This window comes from Streptomyces sp. MZ04 (assembly GCF_004684775.1).
Classification (GTDB): domain Bacteria; phylum Actinomycetota; class Actinomycetes; order Streptomycetales; family Streptomycetaceae; genus Streptomyces.
In genome coordinates, this window is record NZ_SRIC01000232.1 from 1 (window position 1) to 13,538 (window position 13,538).

At 70.4% G+C, this 13,538-nt stretch carries 11 protein-coding genes and 1 pseudogene; 4 read left to right on the forward strand and 8 right to left on the reverse strand.

All coding sequences use genetic code 11. The annotated features are described in order from the left end of the window. Nucleotides 1-2,065: zinc ribbon domain-containing protein (locus E2651_RS32865; protein ID WP_135334906.1), on the reverse strand; the 2,065-nt coding region annotated here is incomplete at its 3' end. Nucleotides 2,066-2,253: 188 nt separating this feature from the next. Continuing rightward, nucleotides 2,254-2,946 carry a demethylmenaquinone methyltransferase gene (locus E2651_RS32870; RefSeq protein WP_135334907.1) on the reverse strand — a complete coding sequence of 231 codons (693 nt, stop codon included), beginning with the start codon at nucleotides 2,944-2,946 and terminating at the stop codon, nucleotides 2,254-2,256. Between the two features lie 212 nt (nucleotides 2,947-3,158). Here E2651_RS32870 and E2651_RS46215 point away from each other — a divergent pair, with 212 nt between their 5' ends. Together E2651_RS46215 and E2651_RS46220 are read left to right on the forward strand one after the other, a co-directional pair. Continuing rightward, a complete protein-coding gene (locus tag E2651_RS46215; protein ID WP_348541680.1) occupies nucleotides 3,159-3,584 on the forward strand; it encodes a TnsA-like heteromeric transposase endonuclease subunit in 426 nt (141 codons plus the stop codon). Between the two features lie 122 nt (nucleotides 3,585-3,706). Then, entirely contained in the window at nucleotides 3,707-3,859 is a 153-nt protein-coding gene (locus tag E2651_RS46220; protein WP_348541681.1) for a hypothetical protein, read from the forward strand. Between the two features lie 344 nt (nucleotides 3,860-4,203). Here the strand turns inward: E2651_RS46220 and E2651_RS32880 are convergent, their stop codons facing one another. Next, nucleotides 4,204-4,851: a dihydrofolate reductase family protein gene (locus E2651_RS32880; protein WP_135334908.1), complete on the reverse strand. Its 648-nt coding sequence runs from the start codon at nucleotides 4,849-4,851 to the stop codon at nucleotides 4,204-4,206. A 447-nt stretch (nucleotides 4,852-5,298) separates the two neighbouring features. Next, nucleotides 5,299-5,679: a MerR family transcriptional regulator gene (locus E2651_RS32885; protein ID WP_135334909.1), complete on the reverse strand. Its 381-nt coding sequence runs from the start codon at nucleotides 5,677-5,679 to the stop codon at nucleotides 5,299-5,301. 59 nt (nucleotides 5,680-5,738) lie between these two features. On the opposite strand from E2651_RS32885, the gene E2651_RS32890 reads away from it, so the two are divergent. Further along, on the forward strand, nucleotides 5,739-6,536 hold the full coding sequence (locus E2651_RS32890; RefSeq protein ID WP_135334910.1) for an SDR family oxidoreductase: 798 nt from the start codon (nucleotides 5,739-5,741) through the stop codon (nucleotides 6,534-6,536). 69 nt (nucleotides 6,537-6,605) lie between these two features. Then, nucleotides 6,606-7,366: pseudogene (locus E2651_RS32895) on the forward strand (transposase). Between the two features lie 216 nt (nucleotides 7,367-7,582). Here the strand turns inward: E2651_RS32895 and E2651_RS32900 are convergent. The 4 genes from E2651_RS32900 to E2651_RS32915 form a co-directional block, all read right to left on the reverse strand. After that, nucleotides 7,583-8,182: a hypothetical protein gene (locus E2651_RS32900; RefSeq protein ID WP_135334911.1), complete on the reverse strand. Its 600-nt coding sequence runs from the start codon at nucleotides 8,180-8,182 to the stop codon at nucleotides 7,583-7,585. Between the two features lie 7 nt (nucleotides 8,183-8,189). Further along, on the reverse strand, nucleotides 8,190-9,404 hold the full coding sequence (gene mqnC, locus E2651_RS32905; protein ID WP_135334912.1) for a cyclic dehypoxanthinyl futalosine synthase: 1,215 nt from the start codon (nucleotides 9,402-9,404) through the stop codon (nucleotides 8,190-8,192). A 70-nt stretch (nucleotides 9,405-9,474) separates the two neighbouring features. Continuing rightward, a complete protein-coding gene (locus E2651_RS32910) occupies nucleotides 9,475-10,194 on the reverse strand; it encodes an A24 family peptidase (RefSeq protein ID WP_135334913.1) in 720 nt (239 codons plus the stop codon). 16 nt (nucleotides 10,195-10,210) lie between these two features. Next, nucleotides 10,211-13,204 (reverse strand): bacterial transcriptional activator domain-containing protein, encoded by a 2,994-nt coding sequence (locus E2651_RS32915; RefSeq protein WP_135334914.1) that lies wholly within the window; start codon nucleotides 13,202-13,204, stop codon nucleotides 10,211-10,213. Nucleotides 13,205-13,538 lie beyond the last annotated feature (334 nt).

The following is a 13,538-nucleotide window of genomic DNA, read 5'->3' on the forward strand; positions in this document are numbered from 1 at the left end:
CGGCGGGACCGGCCGCGGGGACAGCAGGACCAGCCGGAGACGCAGCGGAACCAGCCGCGGGGACAGCATCATCAGCCGGAGACGCAGCGGAACCAGCCGGCAGGTCAGCGGAACCAGCCGCAGGGACGGCAGGATCAGCCGGAGACGCGGCGGGACCGGCCACCGGCCCGGCAGAACCAGCCGGAAGGCCGCCAGGACCGGCCAGACCGGCGGCGGAACCACCCGCAGACGCAGCAGGACCACCCACAGACCCGCCGGAACCACCCACAGGCCCGCCGGAACCAGCCGAAAGGCCGCCAGGACCAGCCAGACCGGCGACGGAACCACCCGCAGACGCAGCAGGACCACCCGCAGGCCCGCCGGAACCTGCCGGAGACGCACCGGAACCACCCACAGACCCGCCGGAACCAGCCGCAGGCGCAGCGAGACCACCCGCAGGCCCGCCGGAACCTGCCGGAGACGCACCGGAACCACCCGCAGCTCCCGCCGGACCAGCCGAAAGGCCCGCCGCCGGGGCGAGACCCGTCCGCTGCCCCAGCATCTGCAGCAGGAACGGCGCGACGAACGCCGCCGCGGACACCCAGAGCAGGCCGAACAGCAGCGCGTCCTGCACGCTCACGCCCATCTCGAAGCTGCCGTTGCCCGAGCTGTCCATGCCGCCGCCGAACTCCGACGACGCGCTCCCTGTCGCCTCGACGCCGAGCCCGCCGACCCCGGAGAGCAGAAGGATGAGGCCGAAGAAGACACCAGCCGCGAGCAGTTGCTCGCCCCGGTGTGCGGAGCGGCGCGCGGCCAGGACGCCGAGGGTCAGCGCGCAGACCAGGCCGAGCGTCAACGCGCCCACGACGGCCCAGGAGTTGGTGACATCGCCCAGCTCGGAGAGGCCGAACGACTCGCTCTCGTAGCCGCCGCCGAAGCCCGAACCGCCGCCCTGCGCCGACGCCTCGAGCGGCGCTCCCCAGCCGAGGCCGAGCAGCGCGGCGCCGAGATTCGGAAGCACGAGCAGGGCGATGACCAGCGGGGAAACATCGGCGTCTTCGAGGTCCATCGCGTCGGCGAGGCCGTCGATCTGGGTGAGGCTGATGAACGCGACGACCGAGCAGAGCACCAGCACGACCGCGAGCGCGCGCAACGCCGTGCCCGTAGCCCGGAACAGCGCCTGCAGGAACGGTCGTTGGGTCAGCCACTGGGCCAAGTCATCGCGGTGCAGCACACCGCAGGAGACGGCGAGTGCGAGGACGAGCGCGCCGAGCGTGGCCAGCACGGGCGACGAGGAGATCTCGACGCCCTCGATCTCGGGCTGCGCGAAGAGACCGAGCACGAGCATCCCGCCGGTCACCAACAGCGTGACCCGCACGGCCGCTTCCAGACCGGCCGTGCCGCCTCCGTGGCGCCCGCCGCGTACGAGAACACGACTGCGCAGGATGCGTACGCCGATGAAGAGGGCCCCGATCCACAGCGCGGTCGCGGTCAGCGGAATCAGGTGCAGCGTGGCGCTGCCGTCGAACGCGAGGTCCCCGCCGTAACTCCCGCCCCCGAACATCGACTGCTGCCGCTCGCCGCCCGAGATCTCGAAGCCGCCGCCGACCGCCTGGAGCAGCAGGGCGAGCGCGATCCGCATCCGCGTGCCGAACCCGACGGTGACGTCATCTCCGTCGTTCCCCTGCCCGTAGGAGGGAACCGCCAGCGCCACGGCCGCGATCAGCACGAGGCCCACAGGCCACAGCGCGGCCTGCGCGGCCCCTGCCCAGTCCCCGCGGAACGCCCGCCCCAGGAAGGCTCCTACCGGCGAGGGCGCCGCGGGCTGCCCGGGGACGTACCCCGGCGGGGGCGGTGAGAGCGGTGCGGCGGGCACCGCCTCCGGATGCGCCGCCGGATCCTCCGGTTGCGCCTCCGGATGCGCCTCCGCACCCACCCCGGTGGGAACGCCCAGCTCGGCCGCGGGCGGAAGCTCGGGCTCCACGCCCACCGAGGTGTCACGCACCCGCTCCCGCCCGCACTTCATGCAGAAGCGAGCCTCATCGGGGATGGATGACCCGCATTGGGGACACTGCGGCGACGCCATGGGAACGCTCCGTCATTGGGGAGATGACCAGAAGGACGACCAGAAGGACGACCAGAAGGATGACCAGAAGGACCGACTCGTGCCGTCCGAGCTCGCAGCGCCCGAGGCGGTGCGGCAGAGTCGTATCAACGGACACATCTTGCCCCGTGGCCGGTTCCCGTCAACTCCCCTTCAGAGAGCGCCCGGAGCTACGCCTTGAAACCCCGGTGCAGGGCCACGACACCACCGGTCAGATTCCGCCATGCCACCTTCGACCACCCGGCGCCCCGCAGCCGCGCGGCCAGCTCCGGCTGCTCGGGCCAGGAGCGGATGGACTCCGCGAGATAGACGTACGCGTCGGGATTGGACGACACCGCGCGGGCCACCGGCGGCAACGCCCGCATCAGGTACTCCTCGTAGACCGTGCGGAACGGCGCCCACGTGGCGTGCGAGAACTCGCAGATGACGACCCGGCCGCCCGGCTTCGTCACGCGGTACATCTCGCGCAGCGCCTGGTCCGTCTCCTGGACGTTGCGCAGGCCGAAGGAGATCGTGACGGCGTCGAACGTGTCGTCCTTGAACGGCAGCTTCGTCGCGTCCCCCGCGGTGAACGGCATCCAGGGGTGGCGCGCCTTGCCGACCTGCAGCATGCCGAGCGAGAAGTCGCAGGGCACGACGTACGCTCCCGCTCGGGCGAACGGCTGGGACGAGGTCGCCGTCCCGGCGGCGAGGTCGAGGACCTTCTGCGCGGGGCGCGCGTCGACGGCCTTCGCGACCTCCTTGCGCCAGAGCCGGGCCTGTCCGAGCGACAGCACGTCGTTCGTGAGGTCGTACCGTTCCGCCACGTCGTCGAACATCGAGGCGACTTCGTGCGGCTGCTTTTCCAGGGAGGCGCGGGTCACTTGGCCATTGTGCCAGGCCTGGGTTCTTTCGCCTGCGGCGGGCATTTCGCCGTTGTCCTTTGTCATCCAATCGAGGCGTTTGACAGCGAACCCAGCTGTTTCGGCCTTTCTGACAGTGAATCTAGTCGGAAGGGTGATCACACTGGGGGTGTCGAATGTCGGTATCGACAAGGGTGGAAAGCACCGCCCCGTACGTCGAGGTGTCGTGTCGTGTGGACGGCAAGCGCGGGAGTAAGCGGCGTCGTCCGCTGGTGGACTGTGCGACGGACAAGTTCGAAGACGCGGTGCCGGTCCGGCCGTTTCGGTGGTCGTGGGGTGGGCGTCATTTCCCCGGGTGGTACTGGGCTGCGACGACGGGACAGCACGTCGGTTTCGAGTCGTGGTTGGAGCGGGACCGGCTGGTGCTCATGGACTTCGATCCTGCTGTGGCTGGGATGGCGTCCCAGCCGTTCTGGCTGCACTGGTACGACGGGGAACGTGAGCGTCGGCATGCCCCGGACTTCTTCGTGCGACGGGTGGATGGCTCGGCGGTGGTCGTCGACGTCCGTGCCGATGACTGGATCGCGCCGCGGGATGCTGAGGCGTTCGACGTGACGCGCAGCGCCTGCGGTGAAGCGGGTGGAGGTTCGAGCGGGTAGGGGTTCCGGAGGCGGTGCTGCTGGCGAACGTCCGGTGGCTGTCGCGCTACCGTCACCCGCGCTGCCGACGGGAGTCGGATGCGGCTCGGCTGTTAGAGATCTTCTCGCAGCCTGGGCCGCTGATGGCTGGGGCTGAGGCTGCCGGCGACCGGCTTTCGACGCTGCCCGTGTTGTTCCACCTGTTGTGGAAGCACGAGTTGGCGGCCGAGCAGATGGACGTCGAACTGCTCGGGCCGCGCATGGTCCTGAGCCGGGCCGCTCGGTGTGCCGAATGAAGGGCGAGGAGCGTCGGGTTCCACCGACGGCGCGGATCGCTGAGTTCCCCATGAAGGCCGCGGACCAGGCTCGCTGGTGGGAGGGGCACATTCTGGAGGTGCTGCACGGGTTATCGCCGGATGCTCCGCACGGGGCACGCCTGTCCCTGCTCTTCTTGAGTGACGCACGGAGTTTGCGTCGTGCCCATGTCCATGCCGTGCGTTATGCGGCTGTGGTCTCCACGGCGGCGCATCGGTCTCCCCGGCTCCACACACCCGAGTCGCTTATCGACCCGGAGCATACGGTGGCGCGGCTGTTGGAGACCGGAGCCGTGTTCGTGGACGCCTGGACAGTTCTCAGCGCGTCACTTCCGCCAGAACAGGTGGTGCACCACCCCGGTCGGGCTGGGGGCCACGTCGAGGTGGAAGCGGTCGGTCAGCTCGTCCCGGGACTCCCACAGGCGGGCACCGGAGCCGAGCGTGATCGCTGGGTTCACCACCACGTGCAAGGTGTCCACCAGGTCCGCCTCCAGGAAGGCGCGGATGGTCGTGGCGCCGCCACCGACGCGGACGTCCTTGCCCTGGGCTGCCTCCTTGGCCTTCTCCAGGACCTTGGCGGGGTCGTCGTTGACGAAATGGAAGGTGGTGTCCGACAAGGTGAAGGACGGGCGGGTGTGGCGGGTCATGACGAAGACCGGGGTGTGGAAGGGGGGCTCGTCGCCCCACCAGCCCTGCCATTCCTCGTTTTCCCAGGGGCCGCGCTGGGGGCCGAACTTGTTGCGGCCCATGATCTCGGCGCCGATGTTGTGGTCGTGGTCGCGGATGAAGTAGTCGTCCAGTCCGCGGCTGCCGCCCGGCTCCGTCCGCATCTTCCAGCTGGCCGTGGTGCCGGCCCAGCTCATCAAGCTCATCGGATCGGTGTGGCCGAAGGGCCGCTCCAGGCTCTGCCCCTCGCCCGCGCCGAATCCGTCGCTCGAGACGGTGAAGTTCTGGACCCGCAGCAACTGCGTCATGGTGCTACCTGCTCCCGTTCGGTGATCTCTGATCATCGCTGTCGGAAGGGTAGACCCGCGGGCCCGGGAAAAGTCATCGCAGCCGTGCTCGCAGCACGTCCGCGATCTCGTCCATCCGCTCCGGCTGGGTCAGATCCTGATGTAGGCAGTCGATGTCGTGGTTCTCCAGCGTGCCACCGATGTACGACGCCCATGCCTTCCGCGTCAGCCAGTCCTCGCCCCGAGGTGCGCCTGTCTCTCACCGCCATCGGCCACCATCGAACCCCCAGCCGAGACCCTCACGGCAAACGCGCAGACGCCGCCCGGAGAGCTACCAGGCACCGACGGATCGGCCGCCCCGTCGACATCCAGCCTAAAGGCTGCCCCGTTACTGGTTGCAGATCGAGACAATGCCGAAGGCGTCGGGGCTGGTGATGTTTTAGAGGCGTCCGCCGTGGGGATCCGTCCCTATCCGTTGCAGTCGGCCCGGGCGGTGACCGGTTCGCCTGCGTGGATGATCGAGTCAAGCATGGTGTGGGCGGCTTGGAGCTCTTCGATGGAGCGGCTCAGGCGCTCGCGTTCGTGCTTGAGGTCCTGGGCCATTTCTTCGCAGGTCGGCGCCAAGATGGCCCCCTCGTCGGCCATGCAGGGCAGCACTTCCCGGATCAGGTCCGTATTCAGCCCGGCCGCGAGCAGGATCCGGATCCGGCGCACGGTGGCCACATCGGGTTCCTCAAACTCGCGATAGCGGCTGGCCCGTCGCTGCGGTCGCAGCAGCCCTTGCTCCTCGTAGTACCGAAGACCCCTGGTGCTGACGCCGGTGCGCTTCGACAGCTCGCCGATGAACATGTGACTCCCGACACAGAAGCTTGACTCTGACGTCAATGTCAATGTTTAGCGTAACCGCCATGGCAACCAACCACAGCACCCGGCAGTCTTCAGTCATCGACCCGAAGCCCCTGGCGGGCAAGAAGGCCGTCGTCACCGGTGGAACCGTCGGCATGGGCCGGGCGATGGTCCAGGCCCTCACCGACCGCGGCGCCGAGGTGATCTACACCGGACGCAGCGACCGGCGACTCGCCGAGGCCCAGGCGGCGCTCGACACCCCGCTGGCCCACGCGGTGCGCTCCGACGCCACCGACGCCGCCGCCATCGCCGACCTCGGCGACCAGGTCGCCGACCGCCTCGGCGGCATCGACTACCTGTTCGTCAATCAGGGCATCGCCGAGTTCCAGACACTCGAAGAGGTCACCGAGGAATCGTGGGACCGCATCTTCAATGTCAACACAAAGGGCGCCTTCTTCACCGTGCAGCGGCTGGCCCCGCTGCTGTCCGAGGGCGGCTCGATCGTGTTCACTACCGTCTCCAACGACCAGATCTTCCCTGGTCTCAGCGCCTACTCCGGGGCGAAGGAAGCCGTCGCCGCCTTCACCAAGGTGCTCGCCGCCGAGCTGCTCCCCCGCAAGATCCGCGTCAACGCGATCGCCCCCGGCTTCATCCTCACCCCCACCATGGGTGTCGCCGAACTGACCGAAGAGCAGCGCGCCGAGTTCATCGAACAGGGCAACGCCTCCACCCCGATGGGTCGCGGAGGCACCGTGGAGGAGATCGCCGCCGCCGCGTTGTACCTGGCCGTCGAAGCCACCTTCACCACCGGCGTGGAACTGCCCGTGGACGGCGGATTCGGCCAGGGCCTCGGCGAATGACGGACCCCGCCCGCCAAAGGTTGTCCTGCAACGGCTGGTCGCGGATTAGATCAGCTTGATGCGGCTGGTGTGGTCACGGCGTCAGAGCCGCCCTGGACAGCCCCGTTCACCGGGCTGAGCCCGCGCTGCTTCGGCAAAGTTGGTGACCGACGTACGCCGCGAGACCGCGGCTGATGCACACCGGGGTCGGCCGTGGAGCCGTCGCTGCAGGACCGCATTATGCTGATCGCGGCGTACTGGCGCACTAACTTGACGATGCGCCAGCTCGCGCCGCTGTTCGGCGTCTCGAAGTCGGCGGCCGACCGGATCATCGACCACCTCGGCCCCTTGCTCGCACTCTAGCCGCGCAAGCGGTTCCGCAAGGACGCCGTGCCCATCGTGGACGGCACCCTGGTGGCCACCCGGGACCGGTCGATCGCTGAACAGTCGAAGACAACTACCGCTACTCCACGGCGCATCGGGTGGTCATTGACGCCGACAGCCGTCTGATCGTGGTCGTCGGCCGGCCGCTGCCCGGCAACCGGCACGACTCCCGCGGTTGGGAGGAGTCCGGCGCCAAGCAGGCGGTCGGCCGCACCATGACCATCGCGGACGGCGGCTACCAAGGCACCGGGCTCGTCATCCCACACCGCAGGACGAAGGGTGAGGACCTCCCGGCCTGGAAGGAGAAACACAACCGCTCCCACGAGCGAGTTCGCGCCCGGGTCGAGGACACCTTCGCCCGCATGAAGGGCTGAAAGATCCTCCGCGACTGCCGCCAGAAGGGCGATGGCGTCCGCCACGCCATGCTTGGCATCACCCGCCTGCACAACCTCGCCCTCGCTGGATGAGCGAAGAAGCGACACAGCGGCCGACCTCTTTCGCTGGCTCCAAGATCATTACGGGACAGCATTTAGTCGCCACAGGCCAGCGCGCTGCATGCGACTAACTTCGTTGTCAAAGGACAGCCGTCGCGTCTGCCGTGTTCCGTCCTTGGCGAGTGCGGGTTTGTCGTGGCTGATCGCGCAGTTCCCCGCGCCCCTTACGGGGCGCCCCCCGGAGCTGATTCAGCGGGCCCTGTACACCAACCTGCCGCCGATCACCGTCGCCACGCACGTCCCCGCCCCTCGCCGCACCAGGTCCGCCCGGTCGGTGACATCGAAGATCGCGAAGCGCGCCGGGCCGCCCGCGGCCAAGGGCGGAAGCAGGACCAGCGGCGTCGGGGACAGCGACGCAGGGCCCGGGAGTCGTTGCGGGCGTTGGCCCACCGCGAGGCCCGCCCTGCGGACCGCGTCCAGGACCGGGCGGGCGCGGAGTTCGCCCGCCACCGCCACCGTGCCGTGCGCCAGGAGGCGCTGTACGCCCCGGCGCGCGCTGGCGCCGAGGCGGGACGGGTCCGCGCGGAAGATGGCCGCCGCACGCTCCCCGCCGATGGGGTCGGTGCCGAGGCGGTCCGCCTCGCGCGGGTCGGGGTGGTACATGGCCTCGAGGAGCTCCGGGCCGTACGGGTTGAGCAGGCCCGGCGTGAGGATGCCGGGCCAGCGCCGGACGCGGGCCGAAGGGTGCGCCGCGGCCAGTTCCTCGTACGGGCCGACGGCGGCGATGCTCGCGCCGTCGGCCAGGACCGCCGACTCCGGCGAGCGTTCGGCGACGTGAAGTGTCAGCAACAGAACCTCAGTTGGAGGCGAGGAGCTTCAGCTCCGGGTGGGCCGTGCCGCCCTCGATCGCCGTGGAGGAGATGTGCGAGGCGACACGCTCGTCGACCGGGTCGTTCGCCGGGTCGTCGTGCACGACGAGGTGCTCGTACGTCGTGGCGCGCTGGGCCGGGACGCGGTCCGCCGTACGGATCATGTCGATCATCTCGCGCAGGTTGTTCCGGTGCTTGGCACCGGCCATGGAGACGACGTTCTCCTCCAGCATCACGGAGCCGAGGTCGTCCGCGCCGTAGTGCAGGGTGAGCTGGCCGGCCTCCTTGCCGGTGGTCAGCCAGGAGCCCTGGATGTGGGCGACGTTGTCGAGGAAGATCCGGGCGATCGCGATCATGCGGATGTACTCGAAGATCGTCGCCTGGGTACGGCCCTTGAGGTGGTTGTTCTCGGGCTGGTACGTGTACGGGATGAAGGCGCGGAAGCCGCCGGTCCGGTCCTGTACGTCGCGGATCATCCGCAGGTGCTCGATGCGCTCGGCGTTGGTCTCGCCCGTACCCATGAGCATGGTGGAGGTGGATTCGACGCCCATGTTGTGGGCGGTCTCCATGATCTCCAGCCAGCGCTCGCCGCTCTCCTTGAGCGGGGCGATGGCCTTGCGCGGCCGCTCCGGGAGCAGCTCGGCGCCGGCGCCCGCGAAGGAGTCGAGGCCTGCCGCGTTGATGCGCTGGATCGCCTCCTCGACGGAGACCTTGGAGATGCGGGCCATGTGCTCGACCTCGGAGGCACCGAGGGAGTGGATGACCAGCTGCGGGAAGTCCTTCTTGATCGCGGCGAAGTGCTTCTCGTAGTACTCGACGCCGTAGTCCGGGTGGTGGCCGCCCTGGAACATAACCTGGGTGCCGCCCAGCTCGACGGTCTCCGCGCAGCGGCGCAGGATGTCGTCGAGGTCGCGGCTCCAGCCCTTCTTGGTGTCCTTCGGGGCGGCGTAGAAGGCGCAGAACTTGCACGCCGTCACGCAGACGTTCGTGTAGTTGATGTTCCGCTCGATGATGTACGTCGCGATGTGCTCCGTACCGGCGTAGCGCCGGCGGCGCACGGCGTCCGCGGTGGCACCGAGCGCGTGCAGCGGGGCGTCGCGGTAGAGGACGAGCGCCTCTTCCGGGGTGATCCGCCCGCCTGCGGCGGCACGGTCGAGGACGGCTGTGACATCAACAGACGTGAGGTCGGCCTTCTCGGTCACCGGAGGTCCCTTTCATAGGGGTTGCGGACGGACTGATCCAGCGTACGCCAGCCCTTCGGGCCGCCCGACGTCAGGCGGCGTACGCCCCGATCATGAGGCCCACGAACGCGCCGCCGATCAGGAAGGGCCCGAACGGAATCGCCGTCTTGCGCCCGGCGCGGCGGGCGATGACGAGCCCCGCCCCGTACAGCGAGGCGAGCAGGAACCCGGCGAAGGTGCCGAGCAGCAGCACGCCCCACCCGTACCAGCCGAGTACGGCACCCAGGGCGAGCGCGAGCTTCACGTCCCCGAAGCCCATGCCGTTGGGGCTGATGAGGAAGAGCACGAAGTACGCACCGGCGAGCGCGAGCGCCCCGTACAGCGCACCGGTCCACGAGCCGCCGCGCTCGGGCAGCAGCGCGGCGCCCCCGAGCAGCGCGAGCGCCGCGCCGGCGAGCGGCAGCGTGAGCACGTCCGGCAGCCGGTGCACGGTGAAGTCGACGACGGCGAGCAGCACGCCGAAGGGCGCGAGCAGCATCCAGACGCCGAGCTCGGGCCGTGCGCCGGTGGTGAGGGCGAGCGCGGCGCAGACGAGGGCGGTGGCGGGGGCGACACCCGAGGTGCGGGGCCCGTACCACCCGGCGCCCGGGTGATGGGCGAGCCCGACCCAGGAGGTGAGGGCCGCCCCCTCCGGGGTCTCGGGGCGCCAGTACTCGCCGGGCGGCACGGACAGCCGATAGGCGGCACGCGGTACGAAAAGACCGGCGAGGGCGCCCCAGAGGGCGCCGCCGAGGGCGAGGATCAGCAACAAGGAGGCCGACTTCCCGTCAGCTGACCGCGGTCAGGCCACTGCGCCAAGTCGGCAGCAGCTCGTCCAGCAGGGCCTCCGTCCGAGGCGGCACGCCCCGCGCGCCACTACGGGCGACGAGATCCGCGGCAATCCCCTGCAGCCGCGCGGAGTCGCCCGTCGCATGCGTGGCCCGGAGCAGCTCGTTCCAGAGCCGCTCGTCGCCCGGCGCGGAGTTCAGCGAGGCGTTCAGCGCCTCGATGGCCTTCTCCGCGCGCCCCTTCTCCAGGTGGAACTCGGAGAGCGCGAGCCCGATGTCGGCGACGAGCAGCGGCAGCTGCGCGTCGATGATCTCGTGCGTGAGCCAGCCGTAGCGCCCCTGCGGCCGGTCCGCGAGCAGCGGCCCGCGCACGAGCACCAGGGCGTCGGTGAGCATCCGCCCGCGCACGGCACGGCTGTTGGCACCGCGTCCCTGCGTGGCCTCGTGGTAGAGCGAGCGCAGCACGTCCAGGTCGGAGACGACGGACTTGGCCAGCGTGAGCCGCCCGCTCTGGTCCGCCCGCAGCCGCGGCGCGCCGTCCGGTTCGGTGCCGAGCCACTCCCGCAGCCGGTCGACGAGCGCGTCCCGCACGTCCTCGGTGACACCGCGCGGCCACAGCGCGGAGGCGAGCACCCGGGGGTGCACACCCTCGCGGTGCAGCAGGAGCAGGGCGAGCGCCTCGTGCAGCAGCGGACTGCGCTCGCCGTCCGGAGTGTCGAGGCCGATGATCTCGTACGTACCGACAAGGCGGGCGTACACGGCGGGCCTGCCCTGCTCGGTGACGTCGACGAGGAACGGCGGAGCGGTCGCCGCACGGCCGGGACCGGATCCGGGGCCGGTGGGCCCGTCCCCCGGGTCGGCGTCGACGAACAGCTCGACGACGGAACGCCGCAGGGCCTCCGGCAGCGTCTGCGCCTCCAGTTCGAGCCCGAGCAGCGGGGCGAGCAGCTTGCCCTGGCCGGTGATCTCCATCTCCCAGGCGGCACCCGGCAGATCGCCGGACTCGGTCCCGACGAGATAGCCGATCCCCAACCTGCCGGCGTCCGCGGCCAGTTCGGCGAGCTTCACGGCGTCGTCGCCGGTCGGCTCGGCGGCGAGCAGGACGAGGTGCGGCGCCCAGCGGGTGTGCTGGGCGGGGCCCGTACGCCCGGTGAGCACCGAGTCGTGTCCGGCCGCCCCCAGCGCACCGCGCCGCTGCCGCGTCTCGGCCTCCATGGTCTCGATCAGCGCCTCGATGCCGTCGAGGTGGCGCAGCCGGTTGGGCGCGAGCGGCGTCAGGTCCTGGCCGAAGCCGACGAGCGTGATGGTCATGCGGTCCGACCAGCCGTTGGTGGCGAGCTCGGCGGCGACGGACGCGAACACGGCGGCACGGTCGGCCTCGCGTCCGCTCAGCGACACGACGCCGGGCACGGCTTCGAGGTTGAGCAGCAGCCGCGAGTCGTCGAGCGTGCCGAGGCTGACGAGCCCCGGATAGGGAGCGGCGGTATCCACATCCTCGTAGCGCTCGGCGTCGGTGCGCGCCAGCATCCAGAACGTCTCGTCCTGTCCCAGCTGCCACGGCGCGGGCGGCCGCCCGGCGGGCTGGGCGAGCTGGAGGTGCAGATCGCCGTTGCTGAGCCAGGCCGCGTAGACGGTCGGCAGGGCACGCGACTCCTCGGCGAGCGATGCGGCGAGCCCGCGCAGCGAGAGGTCCAGAAGGCGTACGCCTTCGGGGTCGGCGCCCACGAGCAGCGCGTCCTGGGCGGAGGCGGCACCGCCGGTCGGCGTCGGCGGCTCCATGCCGCGGCGGCCGCCGACGGCACCCATGGCGGACTGCCAGAGCGCGTGGCGCCGGCGCCGTCCGAGCGCGCCGAGCAGGCCGGCGGCGAGGAGGGGCGCCCCGACGAGCGCTTCGGACAGCCCGAAGGAGAAGCCTTCGGAGTCACTCCCACTGCTGGCGGCAGGGGCTTCCTGCCGCCCCTGCCCGCCGCCTTCGGAAGGCCGCTGCTCAGGAATGGTGATGTGCGCGGTGTCGCGATCGACGGACCCGCCGCCACCCTGCTCCTGGCCGCCGCCCTGCTCCTGGGATCCGCCGCCCTGCTGGTGATCCCCGGACTTGGCGTAGTCGGAGATCTGCTCCTTCAGGTCCTGCGAGATCTTGGGCGCCTCGTCGGGCATCTCGACGAGCTCGCCGCCGTGCGCGTCCGCGGGCATCTCCATGATCCAGCCGGGCCGGATCAGACTGGCCTCGGACAACCGCGACCCATCCGGCTGTTGCCGGTCCTTGTTGAGCTGGTAGATCTCCTTGTACCGGCGCCCGTCCCCGAGATGCCGCTCGGCGATCTCCCACATCGAGTCATGGTGACGCCCCTCGGGCGGCTGGATCCGGTAGTACTTCGTGTCGCCGTCCTTCTTGTCGCCCGCGGCGTCGGCGGCTGCCTGCTCGGCCTGCTCGGCGATGGCACTGGCGGCGCTCCCGGCCTGCTCCTGCCCGAAGAGACCGCCCGGGGTCTGCTGGGCGGAAGCAGCGGAAGCGGGCTTCTGATTCCCTTCCAACGACTGCCCGAACTGCGAGAGCCCCGGCGCGAAGCTGGCCGCGGTGGCACCCACCAGAAGCAGCGCGGCGACGAGCTGACGGGCGAGGAGCTGACTCCCGCCGGCGCCGGGAACGCGATTGGGCATGCCTACGCCGGACAACGCGGCCTTGACCTCGACCAGCACGCAGGCGGCGAACTGGGCCCAGGCGAGCCAGACCACGACGGTCAGTACGTTGATGAACGTCCCGACGGTGATCTCCTGCTGCAGCCAGTCCAGCGAGGGCGAACCGCCCGGCAGCGGCCACCCCACGGCGTACGCGAGGGCTCCGGGCACGCCGACGACCAGCGCGACAAGGGCGACGAAGGCGAAGAACGCCTTGACGAAGTCCCCGAACGTACGACGACGCCGGGGCAGCGGCTGCGGCGTCCGGTTCCGCGGAGCCGACGGGCCCGTAGAGCTTGAAGTGGTGCGCGCCATGGCGGGTGTCCTGGTGTCCTCTGCTGGGAGGGAGCGGATGGAGTGGCTGGAGGTCGGCAATTCGACCGACCCTACTCAGCCGATGGTACGGAAGCGACGGAAGGTCAAACAGGGGCAGCGGCTTTCACGCGTGCCCGTTTGCGCCCGAGTTGCGCCTTAGGTCCAACTCGCCCTGCACGGTTGTGACGCGCCCCCGTCCGCCCTGCGCCCGCGATTGACCGCACAGGACCAGCACGGGACGGCCATGCGCCACCTCTCGTCACAGTTCCGGCACGGATGGCGGCCTCCATGGCGACACCCTGCCCAACACTCGACCCAACACCCACCCCAACAC